The sequence below is a fragment of the Cylindrospermum sp. FACHB-282 genome, from assembly GCF_014697195.1.
In the GTDB taxonomy this organism is placed as follows: Bacteria; Cyanobacteriota; Cyanobacteriia; order Cyanobacteriales; family Nostocaceae; genus Cylindrospermum.
In genome coordinates this window covers 23,465-45,396 of sequence record NZ_JACJRJ010000050.1, presented here as the reverse complement: position 1 = coordinate 45,396, position 21,932 = coordinate 23,465, and the positions used below count along the sequence as shown (strand labels likewise).

Here is a 21,932-nt window from a genome sequence, read left to right as displayed (position 1 = left end):
AGCAAACAGTTCTAATTGTTCTGGGGATACCTGCGGCTTTTTCGACTTCTTCGAGGATAAACCTTCTTTGACCTCCAGGTGTGCGGATTGCTTTGAGCTTTCCTTCATTTTCCCATCTTCGCAAACTGGATACGTGGACACCAAGGCGTTTAGCCGCTTCCTTGGGCGTGATATGTTGCATCAAAACTGACTTAACTTGACTATGGCTAGTCTAGCGCGTGTTAAGTTGATTTGAGCGAAATAAGCAAAAATATTTTAACTAATTACTTGTCTAGTTCATACCCCTGCACGCTGGCCTAACTGCCTGACTAAAGCAATGAGTTGGGTTGTAGGGGCATCTTTTTTGCAAACATCATCAAAGCTAGACATTGCTTTAGTCTCGTGAATGTATGTGTCTTCCACTGAGGAGTAAGCAAGAATTTGAGTATTAGGAGAGATAGCTTTAATATGACCAGACGCACTCCAACCGTCCATAACTGGCATTTGCAAATCTAGAATAATCACGTCAGGGTGGCAACATTTAACCATTTCTATAGCTTCTTGGCCATTACTGGCTAAACCTACAACTTGAATATTCTCTTGGCAAGAAAAAGCTAATTTTAGGGTTAAACGAGTCAGTTCGTGATCATCAACCACTAGAACGCGCAAGGTAGAAGACTCACAGGACAACATTAACATTCCAAAAAAAGAAAGAACTACATGCAGTAATCTCTATAGTTTATGGGAACAAGTGCCAGTAATTACTCTATCCGATGGTTGAATAATTCATATAGACAGATAAAAACTGGAAAATTTAGCAATAAATTAAAATTAAAAAAAAATCAGTTGCGCTAGTTTTCAATATAGGAAGAACTCTTTTTTGCGTCAATCAGATTTGAGGCTATGCCAATGGAGCGTAAGACCATAGACATGAGAGTTTTTTGTGAATTAGCTTCTGGACAATCATCACAGGGACGCCGTTGGATATAACTGCCATCAGGTTGTAAGTCCCAAGCTTGTCGGTTATCTGCCAACATAATTCCGAGAATTTCTTGCAAATCTTTAGCAATATCTTGGTCTCTGATTGGGGTAATTACTTCCACCCGCCGATCTAGATTGCGCCGCATCCAGTCAGCACTACCAATATAAATTTCCTCTTGGCCATTGTTATAGAAGTAAAAAATGCGGGAGTGTTCTAAAAAGCGACCGATAATGCTGATGATGCGAATATTTTCACTGATGTTTTTGAGTCCTGGACGCAAACAGCAAACACCCCGGACAATCAGGTCTATTTGCACGCCGGCGCGGGAAGCTTCGTATAAAGTGGCGATAATTTGCGGATCGACTAAGGCATTCATTTTGCCAACAATCCGCCCAGAGAAACCATTTTCTACATTTTTGATTTCGCGGTGAATTAGTGCCAGAAAGCGATCGCGCATATTCACGGGTGCAACCAACACCTCTCGGTAAGACTTTTGCCGAGAATAACCGGTCAAGAAATTAAACAAATCCGTCAAATCGGCACCCAATTCTTCACGACAACTAAACAGTCCCAAATCTGTGTAAAGTCGTGCCGTTTTCGGGTTATAGTTTCCAGTCCCAATATGCACATAGCGACGCATCCGGTCTTTTTCTCGCCGCACTACCATCACAATTTTGCTATGGGTTTTCAGTCCCACCAAACCATAGACAACATGAACGCCGACTCTTTCCAGACGCCTTGCCCAGTAAATATTATTCTCTTCATCAAACCGCGCCTTTAATTCCACCAGCACTGACACTTGCTTGCCATTTTCAGCAGCAGCAATTAAGGCATTAACTATCGGCGAGTCGCCAGAAGTCCGGTAAAGGGTCATCTTGATTGCCAGCACATTCGGGTCATGGGCAGCATGAGTAATAAAGCGTACCACTGTAGCCGAAAATGATTGATAAGGATGGTGTACTAGCAAATCCTTTTCGCGAATCACGGAAAAAAAGTCTTTTCCTTCCTCAAGGTCTAGCCCATCTGAATTAACACTTGGTTCTCTGAGACGTTGGAGGCGTAGAGGGACTACAGACTGTCGTGGCGGTTCTTTGAGATCCGGTAATGGCAATGCCATAAAGTACATTAAATCCCGCAGTCCCAAAAGACCATCTACTTCGTAAATATCGCTTTCGGTTAAGTCCAAATCTTGTAATAACCGACAACGCACTGCTTCCGGAGTCTGGGATTGAATTTCTATCCGTACCGGTGTCCCACCCATGCGCCGTTTGTGGAGTTCCTGTTCAATTGCCAATAACAGGTCATCTGCTTCATCTTCTTCTAGTTCCAAATCGGCATCACGGGTAATCCGGAACGGGTGATATTCCTGAATATTCATTCCGGGAAATAGGGATTCCAAATTATGGGCGATCGCCTGTTCTAAAGGTACCCCTGTCCAGTGGGCAAGTTGTCCGTTGTGCTGAATTCCCAACTCTGAGGGTAAGGGCAAAAATCGCGGTAAGACTTTGGGGACTTTGACTCTAGCAAAAAATTCTTCCTCAGTGTCTGGGTTTTTTACCACAACTGCCAGATTGAGGCTGAGACTAGAAATGTAGGGAAAAGGATGGCTGGGGTCAACAGCAAGGGGAGTCAATACTGGAAAAACTTGTTCTTCAAAGTAGTTATCCAGATAAGTCCGCTGTTTCTGATTCAAATCTATGTAATCCAGAATATGGATGCCGTGATTTGCTAGCAGGGGCCTAAGTACTTGCTCAAAATGTTGATGCTGTTTCGTTATTTGGGGATTGAGGGTAGACCGAATATCATCTAGCTGTTGTTGCGGTGTGCGACCATCGGGAGTTAATAGGCTAACTTTTGCTTCTACCTGTTGTTTTAAGCCTGCAACCCGCACCATGAAGAACTCATCTAAGTTGGAGCTAAAAATTGCCAAAAACTTGAGACGTTCAAGGAGGGGCGTTCGCGGGTCGCAGGCTTCGTGCAGCACCCTACTATTAAACTCTAACCAACTTAATTCACGGTTGAGATAGTATTGTGGATCATTCAAATTGATGGAAGGGTTGCTCTTCTTGGATTTCGGCATGATCACTTAAGGGCAAGCAAATATAGCCCATTCAACAGCAGGATATTAAATATCTTAAGTTAAATAGTGCGATCGCTTCTATTTGAGATCCAGAGCCGGTTCTTTAGTTTCCTTAACTGCTGGGGCAATAGGTAATTGCAGATTTTGTTCATAGACGAAATCCTGATCAATACTTACGTCTCGTTTGGGCAAATTATCGCTGCTAGTCACACCATCTTGGGGAGGAATCTGCAATATGTACTTGCCCACGGGAACTGCATCCAGACGATAAAGACCAAATTGGTCAGTCACAGATGTAGAGACTCGTTTACCCTCAGCATTGATCAGTTCTACTTCCATTTCTGCAATTGGTTGACCTGCGGCATCTGTAACTCGTCCGGCTACACCATATTCTACTCTGACGGGAAAATCTAACTTAGTGATAGCAGAGCTAGCCACCTCAGCGACTATAGTAGTTTTCTTCAGGGAAAGTTCCACCGGTAGCCGCTCTGGATCAAATTCCACTAGATAAATATCTTCTAGCAAATTGCCAACAAAGAAGTTGCCTTGAGCATCGGTTCTAGCTTCGCCAACAGGCTGACCTTGCTTATTAAAAACTCGAATAGTAGATTCACTTAAATCAAAGCTTTGATTTGCTCTTTCAACCACAACTCTTCCAGATATTGCACCCTTATCTTTGCCAATAGAAGTATATTCAGAAGGAGATATCCTGCCACCAGCAAAAGATAAATCTGATACCAGCGACACAGACAGGCGATCGTCACCAAAGCCGCTGTAAATAGTTCTATTTCTGGAGGGAATACCTTGATACTCAACTCTAGCAAATAGTCCAGGCAGCACCCGCATACTAGCTCCCACAACTGCACCCACTTCTCCATCCCTATATCCTAGTCCTAGCCGCCAACTCAAACCAGAGAGATTAGGGGCATTACGATTGAGTGTCGCAGTGTAACGAGTAGCTAAATCACCGCCGGATTCAGTCCCCAAAGATACTAAATACTCTCTGCTGAGATTATGGCTCAAATTTGTTGTGTATGTATCACCGAAACTGTTGAAAGACAGTCTAGTATTTAATGATGCTTGATAAAAAGCCGTGAAAAAATAAATCCCTTCAAAATCCGGTCTACCGCTTAAAGACAAACCAGAAAAAGGACTCAAAGAGAAAGTCGGTAAAATGTAATTACCTGACTTATTATCATCTTGACGACTGCGAGCAATCAATCCTAAACTAAAATTTTCACCAACCTTATATTTAGCTTCCAGACTATGGTTAAAACGCTCGCGAGATTGAGTACTATATAAATACCTTGCTGGATATAATTCAGAATTACCAGTAATTTGCAAGCGATCTAACTGGATATCTAAATCTGCTGTATAACCAAACCCACCACGAGAAGTACCCACACTTGTCGCTAAAATTGCCGGATTTGCTAAACGCCAAACAAACCCAGCTTGTGCTTGGGTTGTATCAGGTAGCATTTGCACGGCCCCTTCAAATGTTAAATTCTGGAACAGACCTTGGCGTATCTGATAAAATCCCAGAAGACTGCCTGGATTTGCACTAGTGGAATCTGTAAATAAAGTATCGTTGATATAGTTTCCACTTACTCCCAAACCTGCTAGCTGAACATTTCCGCCAGATGGGAGCAACAAATCAGAAGCATTCAGTCTTAAAGAACGAATTTCTCTTGGTGCACTTAAATTGTTCCGGTCAAAAATCAAAAGTTCAATATCATTACTTTGACCAGTAGGCACATTCACATCCAGAAATTGGTATTCTCCATTCAGTCCTACTTGTTGTTGAGCAACAACAATGCCAGCCAACCTTAACTGGACAAAACTTGTCGGAGGAACTACACCCCGAAATGTTTGTACCGCTTGAGAACGTCTGGGCAAAAGTTCACTTGCACTATAATTTGTTTTAAATTTATTGGTTGGCAGATTAGTAGAACCTATCTGTACACCAGTAAAATTCATACCTGACAGTAAGGGATGCAACCCGATTTGTTGCCGACCTATCTGATAGAGGAATTTACCTGAGCGTTTAAAGAAAAAGTATTCAGTAATATCTGGCTGGTTAACAAAATTGTTCTCTAGACGTACACGCCAAGAACCACCAGCTAAACGCCCATTTAAAAGAGTAGAACTACTCAAGTTTGTATTGCCAGAACTACCGTAAACGTTTAACTCTTGTCTGATATTTGATAAGCCACTGCTAGGAGGTCTAACTTCTGGCTGGAGATCAGCTGTCTGTCCCCTAGATTCCCCTCTACCTCTTCGCCAAGGCAAGTCCACAATCAAAGCTAAATCTGAAAGTTTTAATTCAATATTTGTAGCTAACTTTTCTCGCAGTAAAGTATCACTTATATATGTGATTCCGTTGATTTTTCTTAGTTCTATCGCCGTGAGACTAACCTCTCCAGCAGGTGTCTTGAGTCGCGTTTTATCGTCAGTAGTTTCAACAGTGAATCCACCAATTTGTGCAAAATCAAACAGCGGGAGTAATAAAGTGTTTCCCTCTTGTACCACATCTAAACTACCAACTTCTCGTTCGTTGATTATTACCCCAAGTAATAAATTTTTGCTTTCCGTTACGATATTTTCAGCAGCATCATTTTTTTCTATCGGGGGGGCTGAATTTTTTGTAGGCTCACTGGTAGTAGAAACTGGTAAAGGGTCTGGAGCTTTTATTTGGGAAAATTTGTTTTCACTCTTTTCTGCTTGACTAGCAAGATACAGTGAGCCATCTGTAGAAAATTCAGATGGTAAAGTTTCTGGTGGGGAAGGAATAGCTATTGTCTGTGAACTTGTCCTGGCTAGTTTTCTGATACTAGTATCCTGTGGATTTTCCTGAGAGATACTCTCTGAAGGCAGAACAGTTAAGGTTTGTGGAGGTATAACAGCTTGAAAGAACATACTGATGTATTATGTTTGCCATCAGCAGCTTAAGAACCTTCTTCGCTACTCAATGGTTATGGATAAAGACGAAAATTAGCTGATAATCATGTCTGCTCACTAAACCACCATTTCTTAGTAGCTCAAACCCAATGAGCAATTTATTAGACATGATATTACTTTGGGAGTAAAAGCTTTTGAAGTAGAAAAAGCTATTTGTTGTATAGGTATTTCTAGAGATACTAGAAGTATCCTTCAGTGTAGAGACTATTATTTTTTAATTGCTGGAACTGTGAAGGGAATGCCTTTTTTAATAACTACACCACCCAAAGTACCGTTGATATCCAAGACATAGTTACCCGGTGGTAAAGTTTTGGTGATTGGTAACTGGAGTTTACGCTGATTGTTAGGTAGTATTGGTAGGGAGGGTAATAATCCAGCATCTAATACAGCTTCTGGAAGTTTTGCCTCTGGCTTGCCTAAATTCGCCACTCGTTTTGTAGCTTGTACTCCTGGATATTTAGCAGCAAGCCAGATGGCATATTGACCAATTAATCGCACATAGGCATTTCCTTGACTAGAAATATCAAATATTGCCTTTAGAGAATTTGGTTTAGTGTCTACAGTAACAGAATTAAGTACGCCAACTCGCTTAATATCTCCCACATAGCCGTAGATAGCAACTCCTAGTCGTCCTGATACTTTCACCCCCTTGGATTGTTGATTGTCAGGATTAACTTCTTCGAGATAAAGTAAAGCCCGATGTTCACCTAGTCTTGGCTTGACTTTTGGACGAATAGAAAAGCGGATAGTTTGAGCGCTACGTGCTGGAATTGTAAATTTAGAGGGGGTAAAAATAATCCACTGTGATAAAGATTGCTCGGTGGGAGCAACTAATTGCAATTTATTATCTTCATTTAATACCCAATCGCTAACAGAAACCTTAAGAACAACCGATTTGGATGAAAGGTTCAAAACACGAATAGCTTGTGAGCGTGTTTTGTTGGCATTAATTTCCATTTCAAATCGGGAGGGTGTGACACCAATGTCCATGGCTGTAGCTGGAGTTGTTCCTAGTGCTACTATCCCAATTAAACTTAAGGCTATATTTTTAGATTTGGCAAACATCTGGATTAAATTTTTCACTTTATCACACATTAAAAACTGTTTGTTCATGACACCAATAACTTAAAATTAGGGTTATTTACCTGTTATTGGTTTACTGTTATTGTCACATCGCCAGAATATTTACCTGCTTGCTTGGCAGTAGATAAATCAAGTTTTAATCTTACGCCTCCCTGCACTACAGATGTCTTACTAATCTCATCTTCAGATATCTTGTTGATGGGCAATGGTTCTAGAACAACTTTTACTTTAGATTCAGAACATTTATCGGTGCAAAACGCATCATTTTCAAGTTTATAGGTTACATGGAGAGAATCTACTTGATCTGAAGGAACCCGCATTTGCCAGAGTGTCGGCAATTCACGGATGATGACAGTATTAAAGGGGGGAGGAGCTAATAAATCTCCTTCATTGGTAACAAACTCGCTATTGGCACCGGGTAAAACTTCTGAGGCTGATAAGGGAAGGTTAGTAAGTTGGTTGCATGGGGATAATTGATTAATCTCTATTGGCGCCGGATTGTCACATGAAGATTGTGCTAGAGTACGGGACGGTGTCCATACCAAAAGTGCTAGTCCTATACCCAAGCTGCTGATCAAGTAGCGTTGGCAGATCATGATGTTAGTCCGTGATATATCCCTGAGTTGCTGATATGAAAGTCCTGTATCTTTGGTATCTTCCACTTCATTAGCGTGGTAACCGGAAGAAACTTTATTCTCTGGCGATAGAAAATTTCGAGAAGTGGCTTTAGTAGCACTCAAATCAGGTCTTCCTGCCTATGGCAACCACTATAAAAAGGATGTAAATTAGAAAAATAACCCCCCATCTGAAAAATGCTTGGGGGGAGTTTACAGAGCTAAATAAGCTAAACAAAAGACATTAAAAGTTTGGGGAAAGAGAATCTGCTCTCTGTTGTTGATGTAGAAGTGCAGATTTCTTTTCCCAATGCTGGAGAGGTAAAAACTAAAGGCTATTAAATCCTAATTGGCAAAAATTTACCAGATTTGTGCCAATACTTAAATAGCCTTAGTCTTTACTAAAGAGAAGCCGCAATGATATCAATAGCTGCTCCAGTGTATGTACCTGCTCCTTGATTAGCACTCTGATTCAATTGCACATTCAGCTGAATATCACCAAAGGCAGGAGTGACTAAGCCAGGGGTAACAGCTTTAATTACACTACTAAAATTGTTCTGACCACCAAAACTTGCTTGCACTCCATTTAGGGTTGCTGCGTTTGTAACAGTAGTTCCAGCGGCATTAGTCAGAGAAAGATTTGTTTGGTTAGCGGTAGGTTGAACTGTGATACTGATACCATTTCCAGAAGCATCAGCAGTTGAGTTGTTAGACCACACTGCAAAGACGTTTGGGATTACCTTATTGAAGTTGAAGTTTTGTGAGCCTTGTTGAACAAATGGTGATGTGAGATTAACACCATTACTGCCATCTGCTACACCATCTCGGTCAGTTCTGGAGCCAGTGCTCTGAAAACCTGTGATTTCAAAAATAGAAATTGGCGCACTAATGGTGTCCACAGTTCTCAAATAGAGTACTTCAGGCACAGTTACTGTAACACCGATGGCACCAGATGTAGCTTCAAGTCCACCAGCATGAGCGGGTGCGGAAAGAACAAAAGTACCCAAAGCAGCGGTGCTAGCAACAGCAATAGCTAAAAATCTAGTCTTCATCTGGGAAAATTTCTCCGTATTTTTGTGCTTGTGTGAATTCGTTGCAACTGTGGTGAAATCTCTTTATCTGCATTAGACAAATAAAGAAGATATTGACTTAGCCTGAAAGTTATGAAATTGGAACTGAAGCTACAACCAGTTAAATTTGGTTGATTTTTCCGAAAATCTTTTTTAAGCAATTACCTCCTGTTTAAATCACGCACAACTCTGCTCCGTTAGTCCCGTTAATAGCTGTGAAGAACAGCTTCTTACCAACGACAGTAAGCTTGGCAGGGTTAGTATTGCCTGTGATATTTAATGTTGCTGACCTTGCTCGTACCTAAAGCTGTGCCGTCACTGCCCAACAACTCCCTATTGTTGCGTTGCTATCATCAGAAGCCGCAAAATATAGGGTGCTAATATCATTGACGGGACTATTGGTAATACTGTACTACCCCAAATATTTTTCGCTAATACTGTTTTTCTAGGAAGCTCCAACACCCACTACTGACTGCACATTATTAGTTAGCTACGGAACACCAGTTAAGTCTTGCTAATCAACTACAGATTTCTGCTACTTCTGGCAAATTCTTGGCATATATCCTGAAGATTCAACTCCCTCAGAAGCACAATTTTTGCTGTAGTTACTCAAAGTACTGATGTGTTTTTTCGTAGATGCAGAGTAGATGCCGAATGTTCTCAGCTTTCGGTTTTAGCATGAGCTAAAAGTGTGTTGTAAAACAGTACCAGGTGGCAACAAAATGATTCAAATTTGTCGCACTGTTGTCGCACTGTTGTTGCACTGTGATTTCAAGAGTTAACTTTTAAGACTTGATCTGATGGGTCTATTGCAAAATGCACTGCTGAGTCCTAAAAGTTGCTTGTTGGTTGAACCGTAAATTTAGTTAAAGTTTTGGGAACTTTCGTTTACGGGTTGACTAGTTAATAGCGATGCAAAGCAGCTCAAACTTTCTATGGCATTTCAGTAATTTCATTAGAGCGCGATGAGAGCTTTGACTAATCTAAGTAAGGCGTTATCTGCTCTTTCTGTATTTTTCTGTATATCTCCTTTCAATTTGACCGCAAATAGAATCTAACTCCTATGCAAAACGGATAACTACAGTAATAATACTGGACTTTTTAAAGCTAATCTTGAGCAAAAACCGTATTATTGCGTAAATTACGGTCAACAAACAAAAGATAATACTTACGTAAAAGTACTAGCACCTTTATAAATAAATCTAAAACTTTATATTATCTTTACTATTAAATGAGTATAGTGAGCAGCTACAACCAAGAACAATTAAGGTTTAGTGGCAAAATGCGATCGCCATCAGCTATCAGACCATCTGCTGTCGATAGGTCTGGAGGAGGAAATAATAGGTGATACAATGCCGGTTCCGGTATTGCTGAATTTGGCTATTTTTCCGGGTGATTTTTGGAGTTGAAAAATGTTTCAAGCTACTCGTCGGCGTCTTGCCCTCTGGTACACTGCTGTAACAGCTGTATTATTGCTACTGTTTGCCAGTGGAGTGTATTTGTACGTCCGCAGCACGCTGATTGAGCGGATTGACGATACGTTGAATCATGTAGTGGAGGTAGTGAGGCGATCGCTAGTGATTGAGCCGGTTAACTCTGAAGCTGATCAATTCCGCGTTAATGTAGAAGCCAGTTTTCGCGACAATGCCGACACTGTAGAAGATGACCACATTGACCTAGAGTGGTTTAGTTCCCAGGGTGAATTACTCTGGTCAACTCTCTCCGAACCCCTAAATATTCCCATTCATGCTAATCGCACTGGTGAAACTGTGCGTGTAATTAAGGAAGAAAGGGAGAAACGGAGATGGGGCGATTGTGTTTCCCTCAGGCTTGGCGATGTCGGCGATTGTGCTTCGCGCAAATTTCTCACTCCCGACTCAGCACTCCTATTGCGACAAGTCACACAACGGGTGGAACAAGGACGGCAAGTATTAGGATATTTGCGTGTTAGCCATCCTTGGTTTGAAGTTACCAAACCCAGTCGCCAGTTGATTTTTGACTTAGCACTGGGTACTGGGTTGATGGTGCTTTCTGTAGGTGCAAGTGGCTGGTTTCTTTCTGGTAAAGCAATGGAACCAGTAGGCGAATCTTACCAACGCCTCAAACAGTTTACCGCTGATGCTTCTCACGAACTGAGGAGTCCGATTACTTTAATTCAAACTAATGTGCAAGTCGCTCTTGCTGACTTGGAGTTAGCTGAGGTAGAAGAAAAGAGTGCTTTAAACTATCGACAACAGTTAAAAGTGGTGGAACGGCTAACCCAGCGCTTGGGTAAGTTAGTCAATGACTTGCTCTTTTTGGCACGACAGGATAGTGGTATTAGTAAAGAAGTTTTTTCACCTTGTCCCTTGGACGCTTTGCTGATGGAAGTTGTAGAAGAACAACAACTCTTAGCTGCTGAAAAAGAAATCACCCTTTCTCTAAATTTAGTTGATCCTCCCGGTGGGGAAATCAGCCCAGAATTACTTGACAATTGGTTTACACTTGTGGGCAACTGGGATCAATTAGTGCGATTATTCACAAATTTGATTGGTAATGCCTTGCAGTACACCCCATCTAGTGGCGGGGTAAACGTTGAGTTGGCGCGGCTTGAGGGCATAAATCGAGTTACTGGACTACGTTACACTAGCGCCCAGTTACAAATTAAGGTGAGTGATAGCGGGATGGGAATTCTTCCAGAGGCGCTACCAAGATTGTTTGATCGCTTTTATCGGGTAGATCCGGCGCGTACCCATCTGACTCGGAAGACAGCTACAGAAAATACTACTGGTTCAGGATTGGGATTAGCGATCGCTCAAGCTATAGTTGAACATCATCAAGGTCAGATTCAAGTTGAAAGCACTATTGGTAAAGGCACTATCTTCACCGTCATTTTGCCAATAACTCTTGAGTCTTAATTGTCTACTCACAAATTGTTTCCTGTGGTAGATGAAGCGTAATAACTTTACCGACAAAATTTTTATTATAGCAGTAGATCAGGCGATTAGGACATTCTTAAAAGCTCAAACTCAGTCATGACAAGGGTTTTACTATTGCCTTCTGCTATATATAAACCCTTGTAGTATTCGGCTATCAACCGAATTGCTGTCAGTTGAATATTTCTCCTCTTGAGACCTCCTGGAGTAGTTTGATAAACTGCAAGTTTTAACTTGGCTAAAATCATTGTTCACAAACAAAATTTTTGGAGGATTAGATGCCGATCACTATCAGAGAAGATGTAGCTTACATTTTACTCAAAAAGATTAACGACACTGGGCAGGGAATGCACGAAGTTAATTTTACTAAATCTGACTTCCCAGGTCGAGAAATAACAATCGCTGATTTTTTGGGACATTTAGATTACTTAAATCAACAGCATTATATTAATGCTGAGTTTACAGGTAATGCTTACGCGAACCAAGAAGATGTTCCCGATTTGATTAATCCGGAAGAATTCGACCTGAGAATTGCCAATACTTATGGCGCACCAGACGGGCCGTTACCCCACTTAATTACCTTTAAAAAGGCAGAACTGAGGGAAAAAGGACGGGAAATGTTAAAGAGGTTGGAGTCAAATCCGCCGCCAGCTTTAGAGAAAAGTCCATCAGTGGCGATCGCCAGGAAAGATATGCCCTTTTTGCAAAAAGTCAAGCTACAAGGTGGTTTAGAAGATATCTTCGACGCTAGAGACGTGACTGAAGTAGTGTTTCGGACTATGCGGGACATGATGACCAACGAAGCAGCCGATCACGTCGCTGCGGAATTGCACAAACCAGCCGACGGGATAACTGATGATAAAGCACTGCAAAACGAAATTGCAGACCTTTGGAAAGATACCAATCCCATAGTTGCATTTTTAAGCCGGGTTCGACCACCTTTAATTATCAAGTCGGATACTTTTCTCTTCCGCATCTCTCAAGAAGCAAGTTTGAAAACAAGTTTAGATATCGAAATGGTAGTCAAAGCTGTATTTTCGGCAACTAAAGATGAATTATCTAAACAACGAATTCAGGAGATTTCTCAGTTCTTGCCAGATAAAATTCGCCAATTATGGGAAGAAGCTTAATCGTCTTAGTGAATAATTTTAACTAGGATTTTTGAGTTATGAGTTATCACTTGCAAATAATTCATAACTCCTCCCACCCAAACAAAATTTATTTAAACCTAAAACCTCTATATACAAGGGTATACTGAGCATCCGCTTTGTTACCGAGAATTTATACTTAATTTTTCCTACTGGAGAATGATAGTTTTTTCTAGATTTGGATGATTTTCAAGCCTATAGTTAGATACAAAAACTAGAAATAGTAGTTAAATTATAACTATTACAGGACTTACGCAACTGGCATGGCTTTGTAGGGTGCGTCAGACTCGATAATTCAGTATCTGACGCACTCTACAAGCTTACATTGAGTCTGACATGCAGCTTTAGTCCTAGATTAATTTAAGACTTACGCACTGTACAAATTTACCCTCTTTTCAAGCTTTTTCGATGGGTCTATTTACGCATCCTACACGTAGTGTGCGTTCCCTAACGCACAATTTATAGGAGTTTCAATGAATAAAATCGATGAACATATTCACCATTGTTTGTCAATGCGTAATTTCTATAATTAACTAACAGCTTAGTACAGAAAAATAAGCTGAAAATGCCCATTTTTAGCAACTTCCGTCTGGAATCTAAATTTGCAGATTTAGACATTTTAAAGCCAAGAAACTCGAACTTTAACTAGGAGTAAAAATGAATAAAAATTCTCAAAATGTTCGCAAGTGCGCTCAGTTAGTAGGGAGTATTTGTGGGGGATTACTGATTACCTTGCCAGCTATTCCTCAAGCAGCAGTAGCGCAGCAGACTACTAGCAAACTTAACCCTTGTCCCAGAATTTTCTACGAAGAACCACATAACAATCGAGTTTTAGTTCCCCAGGGGTGTCCGCCTAATGCTCTGACTCAAAGACTGGTAGCACAAGGACTTATTCCCATTAGCCCCGTTCCTAGTGTTCCATCACCATACCAGACAGGGTTGGGTGTTGGCGGCGAAGCACCTTCAGCAGTTAACCCCAATCCTAGTATTTTGAATCAACCACCCTATAATCGCTCTCAGGGCAGTTTACAGCCTGAAGGATCTATGCTGCCGACGCCAAGAGAACCAGGTGTCAGACCAGCACCTACTCGCCCCCCAAGTTCTGCGACTCAACCACCAGCACAGCCACAAGCCCCGATTACAATGATCGCACTGGCAAATGGGAGAGTCAATATCAGGTTGGTGAATGACACAGGAGCAAATGTGACTTACCAAGTCATTGGTGATACGCCAGAGCGATCGCTCCCAAGTAAGTCAAATGTGATGCTGCGAGGCTTAACCACACCAACAACAGTGACATTCCACCGGCAAGACGGTGGGCTGCTGAGGGTGACTCCTCAACCATCTTCCAAATCTGGAATGTTGTTAGTGACATTGCAGCAAACAACTGACGTAAATCAAGACAGAAGCGCCATGAGGATTCAAAACAATGGTTCAGTCTTCTTGAATTAGTCAACCCCCTTTTAAATTGCTCCCAAGCATGACTCCAATCCAAACCATTAATTCAGAATTTGGGTAATTTAAAATTATTTAACTATTTTTGAATTTTGAATTTTGAATTGGAGCGAAGCGACTGACTATGGTTTATGGATGTGCTTTGCTATGTTACCGAGTCTATTTAGCAACTGCGCTTCCTGTTTGTTATCCTCCAATTGTCGTGCTAGTGTAATGGCCCTTTCGTAAAAGTTCTGAGCCGTTGGATAATTGCCTAGTTGCTCGTATAACTGACCATAGGAAGCAAAAGATTTCAATTCTTCCTGGGGATTTTGTAATTGTTGAGCAAGTGCTAAACGTTGTTCTAATAATTCGAGAACACGCTCATAGCGGCCTACAGCACTGTGGGCAGTAACTAACCCATCAATTGCCCGTAATTGGTTAGGGCGGTCAAAAATGTTTTTTGCTAGGCGCAGTGCTGCCCCATAAGTGCCAATGGTATCCTGATAATTTCTTAATGCTAGGTAGGCATCACCTAAATTGTTCAGGGTGTTGGCCTCACCGATAGCATTTCCAGTTTGACGGCGGAAATTTAAGGCGTTTTCAGAGAATTTAACAGCCTGATTGTAATCTCCCAACCTGGCAGCTACCAGACCCAAATTACTCAAAGACAGTCCTTGACCTTCAATGTTTTTGAAGTTTTGAGCAATTGCCAGCGCCTCTTGAATAGCTGCACCTGCGGCTTTGGCTTCCCCTTTTTGGAGCAAAATGCTGCCGACATTATTCAAGGCAAAAATCTGAGATTGATAATCTTGAGTATCCCGTGCGATCGCTAATCGTCGGCGCAAATTATCTTCTGCTGCTTTGAAATTACCTAGTTGGAGATAAGCCCTTGCCACCAGATCATACGCCAACCCCTGGGCCTTGAGATCACCAATTGAGTGATAAATCTCCAAAGCCTGTAAGCTAGATTGAAGTGTTTTTTCAGCAAATCCCGCGGCTTGTTGTTGTTCAGCACGTCTGAGCAAACCGTCTGCTTCATCTCTTAATTGTCCCCCAGCCGAACTATTTAAAGGACGGTGCAGTTGTTGTGTAATATCAGCAGCACTTGCCGCTATGGGACTCAGTAAAAAACTACACAGTAAAACAGAAAAACTGCAAAACTTGAATTTGTCAACCTGTGAGCACAGGCTGGGAGCTAAATCTAAAATAGTCTGCTCTGGCAAGAAATGCCGCTGTTTCATAACGCTTCCCCGTCAAGTTGCGGGTTTAAGTAGAAGGTCTAAAAAGAAGTTTAATTTTTTAAGGCAAGAATAGCTATATCCACATTTATACTTAAGTTACGACAAAGGGGAATCTTCACCTAAGTAAATAGCGCGAATATCCGCAGGTAATTTGTCTTCTAGCATACGATAGCCTTCTTGGAGAAAATTGGCTACTTCCACAGGGGCAAGCTTTTCTCCTTCAGCTTGCAGATAGGCAGCAATTCTCGTTTCGCTCCAGTGAAAAGTTTGCGCCATCAAGACCATTAAGCGCAAAACAGGTGGTAATTGGTCTAATGCCTGTTCGACATAGCACCAGAGGGGAGGCGATGTAGCTTGGAGAGAATAATGAATTGCTTCTGTTGGGGGTACTGGAATCTCATTAATGCAGAAGGCTGTCATGTTAATCAACCAGTTTTGCAGGGTTAAGGGTTCCTGTCCTGGTTGAGAGTTAGTTAAATTGAGTCCACCGAGTTCATAATAGATGTGTCGCCAGGTGAGAGCAAACAAATAATCTGCTTGGACAGGCGATCGCGCCGAATGCTGAATCAAGGTGTATACTATCGGACTATAGCGGCAAAAAATCACAATAAAGTATTTGCCAGTATCTGAATAACGCTGAAACAGACTCAGCAGTTCATGATCACTATGATGAAACAGCGACTTCACCAGTGGGTGATTAGCTTCCGGAAAATGAGGAATTTGCATAAAATCTTCAATTTTTAGTGTTCAAATATACTTGAAATTTGCCCTCTGGGAATTAATCACACAATATCTTGATGTTGCTTAGTTCCTAGTTGCGAGTCAGACTACTAGACTATTGATAAACTAGAAACAAGGACTTAATCTTAGTCTTTATCGACAATACTAAAAGCGGCTCCCTTATACAATCTTTGATTTGTTCATGGTTATAGCAGCAAGTTTGATACCGTTCCTGTTTAGTCCTTTTACTTTAGGCTCTTTTTTACCTTCCTTGCCCTTGGATAGCCTATTCTCTACCCAAGGCATCATGGTAATGTTGCTGGCAGCGTATGCCGGCGCTATGTGGCTGTTTCTCACCAGTGCCCCAAAAGTACATACTGTAATGGTGTCGGACTTGGAGATTGCCCGACAGTTGTATCAAGGGCTGCTAGATTTGCCAGCAGCAGAAGTACCCCTGCACTATTACTACAACTACGAACAAACCATTGGTGCAACGGGGATTGATCCTCTTTATATGTCCACCAGTCCCAGTTGGTCTAGTAAAACGATGAATAATGCCAACGAAGGGCTGTGGTATCAATTAAAGAAAAATACCCAACTGCACGTCATTACTGGTGCTAGTTTAGGCAAAAAAAATCAGCAACGCCACGTCTGCTTCGACCGCGACTGCCTAGAAATGATTTTAATGCGAGTAGAAACACGCGGTTTAAAATTTAAAATTCGCAACCAAAAGCCCCTGAATTTTTTGCTTAAAGACTATGAAGGGCGCGTCATCGAGTTAGCCGAAGTCGCCGCGTAACGGCGGTGTCTCCCCGCCCTTATTCCCTTATTCCCACATTGGTGATTGCTTATAGGGGTGTGTTAGGACTTTTCCTAGCGCACCCTAAATTATTTTTAGTTACTGTAGGGTGCGTTCCCTAACGCACGAATCATGATTTTTAATCACACAAACCATACCCCATATTCGCTATTTCCTGTCCGTTTAGTTACTGTAGGGTGCGTTCCCTAACGCACGAATCATGATTTTTAATCACACAAACCATACCCCATATTTGCTATTTCCTGTCAATACATAAGTCCTAATTTAATGTAGAGGCATTGCGTACAACGTCTCTACATTTGCAGAATAGAGGTTAGAGTATATTTCATTCAAACGACAACAGCTATATCATCCTAACCCGTGACAGATAAAAGCAGCCCAGTAGCGAGGATTTGCAAAGGGGAATTGCTGGGTAGAATTTTCAATTTCTTTAATTCGTCTGTTAAATTTGGCATAGAGATTATATTCACGCTCCCATTCTCCACACTCCCTAGAATCTGAAATATATTTTTTTCTATTTCCTATCAGTTCTTTTTCCCTTTCTTCTACCTGCTGGGATATTTCCTTTAAGTCTGCTTTTCTAAGTTCCCGTAGCTGAATTTGCCCTTGCTGTAACGCTTCAGGACGGCTTTTACCTAATTTTCGCTGCTGATAGTAAAAAATGGAAAACAACGCTGTTGCTAGGTCATTAACTAACCAGAGAGAACTGATTACACTTCTAGCACCGGCACATAAAAAGCCCGTAGAGAGAGTGAGAAGATCATCAGTTAACGCAGGAATACCTAAATTAGTTTCACAGCAAGAGAGAAACACTTCTATAAGCTGAGGTAAACGCCAACTAGGTGTCATCAATTGCCCCAAGGTAATACTGTCGCCTGGCGCTAATTTTAACTGTGATTCTAAAGGATTATCGAGTCGAGATTGGGCATGATGGCAAGAGTGAATTACTTGCACTTTTTGTACTAATTGCCGATAGTTTTTATAGGTAGCTTGACTACTACCAATTAATCTATTTTCTGGTGGAATATTGTACATTTGGGCGAGGGTTTCGCCTTCAAATCTAGCACAGGGAAGGTTATCTTCAGCATCTTCTACAGTTCCATATTGTAGGGACATTTCAGGAAATATCCCTACAGTGTCGCGTTGGTGACAAAAATCTAAAATTTGACAGCTTGGAGTATAACGAATCAGAAATTTATCCCCTAAATATTCCTGATATTCTCCAGTAGGTAAAGCAGCGAAGGGAATCTGATGTAGTAACAGGTGAGGAACTAAAATTAATTCTTCAATTCCTTCAAGATGTTGGGAAATTAGTGCAGATATTTGCAGACGTTCAGCTAGTTGGTGGAGAATACTTTCTATTTGACTTTCCCATTTTTTGAAATCGTCTTTATAAGGTATTAACCAATTCTGGCTAATCCATCCTTGCAACGTCTCTAACCCTTCCCCCGCGCAGGTATGGAGGTTAATTTGGTTTTTTAGGACTACAAAAATATGGGTGTCGTCGTTGGTGGTGTAGAAGCTGAGAATAGCTGTATTCGGCTGTTCGATTAGCTGCTGAATTTCTGATAAACTGAGGGGATTAACCTGAATTTCTCCAGCTAATACGGGATCTTCACGTCTAAGTTTTTCCCAAATTTGTTGTTTTTCGATTTCTAGGGAGGCTATTACTTCGTTGTATGCTTCCCAAGCAGCGCGTGTCTCACTACGGCTATTTTCAGATTGACGGCTTTGGCGTTCCTGGTCAATTTGCTGTTGCAATTCTTCATACTGCTGCAATAACTCTTGGACTTTTGGCGGAATGTCCTCACCTTGGGAGAGTTGGAAGCCTGCCATTAAGTCTACCAGACGTTGAGAACGCGATCGCTCCGCATATTCAACAGCTTTATCTATTTGTCCCGCATTGATGCAAGCTTGCACCATATTTTGGTAAACATCGATAGATTCTTCTAAAATTTCTTGACGGCGTGATTCTGAATTTACCCAACTACGGCTGGTTTCTACTGCTTCGACGGCTATAGTAAAACCCTCAATAGCTACTGACCAATTTTTTGCCCTTGCAGCAATCTCACCAAATTGGCGTCCTGATGTGAAGCACTCGGAGGGAAAGGCATTGGGTGTGAATACCTCTAAAGATAGCCGAAAACAAGCGATCGCTTTATCAATATGCCCTAAATTTGTGTAAGCAATAGCTACATTATTCTGGTTTTTAGCCCAATAGTAGGGAAAACTGTCACGAGTAAAAACTTGGGAAGCTGCTGTGTAAGCTTTTATTGCTTTATCCAAGTTTTCTACTTTATTACCAATAATTCTTTCGCTGTAAACAATTAATAAATTTTTTTGAGCCATTGCCCAGTCTAAAGGAAATATCTCTTGACTGAGCACTTGTAAAGCTGCTTCAAAAGCTTCTCTTGCTTTTTCCTGATGCTCTGCTAAATTACCGTATCGAAACTTTAAATATGCTATGCCCAAATTATTTTGAGTGATAGCCCATTCTCTAGAATATGGTTCCTTTGTATAAACTTGCAAAGCAGCCTGATAACTACCAATAGATATAATCAAATCATCGATAGAATTACCTATAATTCTGTCACGATAGGCATTAGCTAAATTCAGATTTGTCTTTGCCCAATCATAAGGATATACTTCATATTGATAAACCTGCAAAGCTGCTTTCAAACAGCCGATAGACATTTCTAAATTTTCTGCGTGATCACCTTTTATTATTTGAAGAAAAATAGCACCTAGAGTGTTTAAGCTATTAGCCCAAAGTGCGGGAAAAGCATCTTTTGTGTAAACATCTAAAGCGGATGAAAGATATACTAAAGCCGCATCTAAATTTTCAGATTTATCTCCCTTTACTCTGTTAAGATAAGTATCTCCTAAATTCATTTGAAGCTTTGCCCACTCTTTAGGAAATAATTCACGTGTGTGAATTCCCAAAGCAGCCTTAAAAAGATTAATTGCTCGTTCTAAATTTTCAGATTTATCTCCATCAATCCTGTAACAGTAAGCCCGCGCCAAATTATTTTTTAATGCCGCCCATAAGTGGGGATAATTTTCACGTTTGACGATTGTTAAAGCTACATTACAAGCTAATATTGCTCGTTCTAAATTTTCAGATTTATCTCCGCGTATTCTATCAACATACACAATACTAAGATTAGCTTGTACTTCTGCCCAAACAAAATTTATTCTATTATTTTTATATGTTTTTATAAACTCAGCCCCAATTTCATAGCCAATAACTGCTATTTCTGAATTAATTTCTTTATTGCCTAAAGGGAATTGGTGTATGATTTCACTGAACAAGCATATTCTTGAACATAATCCCAGTGCTTTATTAGGGCTAAATTGACATATTCGATTTGATAACCATACATTATACCAGTTGATAAAATCATCATTTATATAATCTAAGTTACCTGCTAAAAATCTGTAGGCTCGCTCTGGATGATTGATATTTTTATAACTTACTTGTAATGCTTCTTTGAGAAAAAAATAAAACTCAGTATTCTGATTATGTATAACTTCTTTTCTGGCTTTATTACGAAATCTTTTAGCCATATTAATTTACTCAATATTTAGTAACGCTTACCCCAAAATCTCTGTCAACTTCTCCAGCAAACTCTCAGCTAAATCCAAAAACTCAATTTCATCAATATCATTATCACCAGAATCGCGGTTACTTCCTGAACTCGCAACACCACCAACTAACAAATTTTTCATAGCAAAAATCCGGTCTGATTCTTTCAGTTCACTCAGACATAATTCCAAATCTTCAATAATTTCCGAAATCGATTTATCCTGTAGCAGCTTGCGTACCTTCACCGCTACCGAATCATCACTTTCCAGAAAATTGGTCATTAATTCTATATACCCAGGTTCATCATCATATCCCCAAGTTTCCAGCCAATCACCATCAACATCATCAAAATACAAATCTACACAGTCAAATCCATGAGTCATCCAGTCATTCTGCAACTGTCTCCCTTCTTCTAGATGTTGCAGAAACATTTCTAATCTCTCTTGTGGTTCAGTTGGTCTTTCTTTCACCATGACGATTAATTTTGGTTAAGACCTATTACTACAAAACTTATGAGTGCAAGTGAACTGCTACTATAAACTGAATTTTAAGTAAATACCTATTCTTAGATTATTACTGTTATCTAGTGATACAGTAACTATCTGATTTACAAAGTTACTTGCACCGGGATTATAACTTAAGAACAATCCCCTCTCTATACCCCAGTATACGAGTGTGTTTTCCCAAGTATCAGACTTTGATTGAGAATATTCATCGGAGAGGCTAGTGATTTGAACACACAGAGGCTTATTCTGCCTACCACTAACAATTATATCAGTTGCCATTGATAAATCTGTAATATAGCACTGCCAAAAAGTCCCTTCACGACGGATGATATCAGTAGCTATCGCTTTCAGAATATCAGTGTCAGCCTGATTAAACTCCCCAGCCATCAGCTTTTGTTTCCACTTAAAAAAAATTGGGTCGTCTTCCTTTAGCCATTGGGGAAATAGGTAGCTATACCAATAGCGCTCAGTTGGTGTCATTCGCTCATAATACTTTTGCTGCTCCTCTTCAGAAGCTAGACTTTTGATATCGAGCCAAGTTCGAGAGTCCCTAGTTATCTGTTGTAGAAAAAAGAGTACAAATTTGTTAGCAGTTAGTGAACCAGGCTTTACGTCTTTAACCCAGCGGTATATCTGGTTTAGCCTTTTTTCTAAACTGGGGTCTATTGCTGATGCTTCCTTGATGAGTGACTTTAGTCTGTCTTTAATATTCTTTGCTTGCAAAAAAAAGCACCTGACAAATTTAGTTAATTTCAGGTATTTTACGATTATTTAATAGCTTTTTCAAGGGAAA

The 21,932-nt window shown here is 40.7% G+C and carries 16 protein-coding genes; 4 read left to right on the top strand and 12 right to left on the bottom strand.

Annotated features, from left to right (window positions below; genetic code table 11):
- The 7 genes from H6G32_RS21585 to H6G32_RS21555 all read right to left on the bottom strand — a co-directional run.
- On the bottom strand, positions 1-181 hold a 181-nt coding region (locus H6G32_RS21585), incomplete at its 3' end, for a MerR family transcriptional regulator (protein ID WP_190461981.1).
- Between the two features lie 95 nt (positions 182-276).
- The gene (locus H6G32_RS21580) at positions 277-678 is read right to left on the bottom strand and encodes a response regulator transcription factor (protein ID WP_190461979.1); all 402 of its coding nucleotides are present in this window, start codon (positions 676-678) and stop codon (positions 277-279) included.
- A gap of 152 nt (positions 679-830) precedes the next feature.
- Positions 831-3,041 (bottom strand): polyphosphate kinase 1, encoded by a 2,211-nt coding sequence (gene ppk1, locus H6G32_RS21575; RefSeq protein ID WP_190461977.1) that lies wholly within the window; start codon positions 3,039-3,041, stop codon positions 831-833.
- Between the two features lie 78 nt (positions 3,042-3,119).
- Positions 3,120-5,957: a carboxypeptidase regulatory-like domain-containing protein gene (locus H6G32_RS21570; protein ID WP_190461975.1), complete on the bottom strand. Its 2,838-nt coding sequence runs from the start codon at positions 5,955-5,957 to the stop codon at positions 3,120-3,122.
- A gap of 249 nt (positions 5,958-6,206) precedes the next feature.
- Positions 6,207-7,064, bottom strand: a complete 858-nt coding sequence (locus tag H6G32_RS21565; protein ID WP_190461985.1) for a fimbrial biogenesis chaperone — start codon at positions 7,062-7,064, stop codon at positions 6,207-6,209.
- 83 nt (positions 7,065-7,147) lie between these two features.
- Positions 7,148-7,822 carry a hypothetical protein gene (locus H6G32_RS21560; RefSeq protein ID WP_242046677.1) on the bottom strand — a complete coding sequence of 225 codons (675 nt, stop codon included), beginning with the start codon at positions 7,820-7,822 and terminating at the stop codon, positions 7,148-7,150.
- A gap of 275 nt (positions 7,823-8,097) precedes the next feature.
- On the bottom strand, positions 8,098-8,748 hold the full coding sequence (locus tag H6G32_RS21555; protein WP_190461973.1) for a hypothetical protein: 651 nt from the start codon (positions 8,746-8,748) through the stop codon (positions 8,098-8,100).
- A gap of 1,430 nt (positions 8,749-10,178) precedes the next feature.
- On the opposite strand from H6G32_RS21555, the gene H6G32_RS21550 reads away from it, so the two are divergent.
- The 3 genes from H6G32_RS21550 to H6G32_RS21540 all read left to right on the top strand — a co-directional run bounded on the left by H6G32_RS21550 (position 10,179) and on the right by H6G32_RS21540 (position 14,281).
- Positions 10,179-11,663 carry a sensor histidine kinase gene (locus tag H6G32_RS21550; RefSeq protein ID WP_190461971.1) on the top strand — a complete coding sequence of 495 codons (1,485 nt, stop codon included), beginning with the start codon at positions 10,179-10,181 and terminating at the stop codon, positions 11,661-11,663.
- Positions 11,664-11,959: 296 nt separating this feature from the next.
- Entirely contained in the window at positions 11,960-12,811 is an 852-nt protein-coding gene (locus tag H6G32_RS21545) for a DUF2267 domain-containing protein (protein ID WP_190461969.1), read from the top strand.
- 675 nt (positions 12,812-13,486) lie between these two features.
- A complete protein-coding gene (locus tag H6G32_RS21540) occupies positions 13,487-14,281 on the top strand; it encodes a hypothetical protein (protein WP_190461967.1) in 795 nt (264 codons plus the stop codon).
- 125 nt (positions 14,282-14,406) lie between these two features.
- On the opposite strand, the gene H6G32_RS21535 is transcribed toward H6G32_RS21540, so the two are convergent.
- The gene (locus H6G32_RS21535; protein ID WP_190461965.1) at positions 14,407-15,507 is read right to left on the bottom strand and encodes a tetratricopeptide repeat protein; all 1,101 of its coding nucleotides are present in this window, start codon (positions 15,505-15,507) and stop codon (positions 14,407-14,409) included.
- A 96-nt stretch (positions 15,508-15,603) separates the two neighbouring features.
- Complete coding sequence (locus H6G32_RS21530) at positions 15,604-16,233, bottom strand: sigma-70 family RNA polymerase sigma factor (protein ID WP_190461962.1); 630 nt, start codon at positions 16,231-16,233, stop codon at positions 15,604-15,606.
- Between the two features lie 196 nt (positions 16,234-16,429).
- On the opposite strand from H6G32_RS21530, the gene H6G32_RS21525 reads away from it, so the two are divergent.
- Positions 16,430-17,026 (top strand): glyoxalase-like domain protein, encoded by a 597-nt coding sequence (locus tag H6G32_RS21525; RefSeq protein ID WP_190461960.1) that lies wholly within the window; start codon positions 16,430-16,432, stop codon positions 17,024-17,026.
- 369 nt (positions 17,027-17,395) lie between these two features.
- Here the strand turns inward: H6G32_RS21525 and H6G32_RS21520 are convergent, their stop codons facing one another.
- Genes H6G32_RS21520 through H6G32_RS21510 form a run of 3 tightly spaced genes read right to left on the bottom strand, consistent with a single transcriptional unit; the run spans position 17,396 to position 21,862 of the window.
- Positions 17,396-20,614 carry a CHAT domain-containing protein gene (locus H6G32_RS21520; RefSeq protein WP_190461958.1) on the bottom strand — a complete coding sequence of 1,073 codons (3,219 nt, stop codon included), beginning with the start codon at positions 20,612-20,614 and terminating at the stop codon, positions 17,396-17,398.
- A gap of 27 nt (positions 20,615-20,641) precedes the next feature.
- The gene (locus H6G32_RS21515) at positions 20,642-21,106 is read right to left on the bottom strand and encodes a hypothetical protein (protein WP_190461956.1); all 465 of its coding nucleotides are present in this window, start codon (positions 21,104-21,106) and stop codon (positions 20,642-20,644) included.
- Positions 21,107-21,166: 60 nt separating this feature from the next.
- Positions 21,167-21,862, bottom strand: coding sequence for a hypothetical protein (locus H6G32_RS21510; protein WP_190461954.1), 696 nt, complete (start codon positions 21,860-21,862; stop codon positions 21,167-21,169).
- Positions 21,863-21,932: the final 70 nt, after the last annotated feature.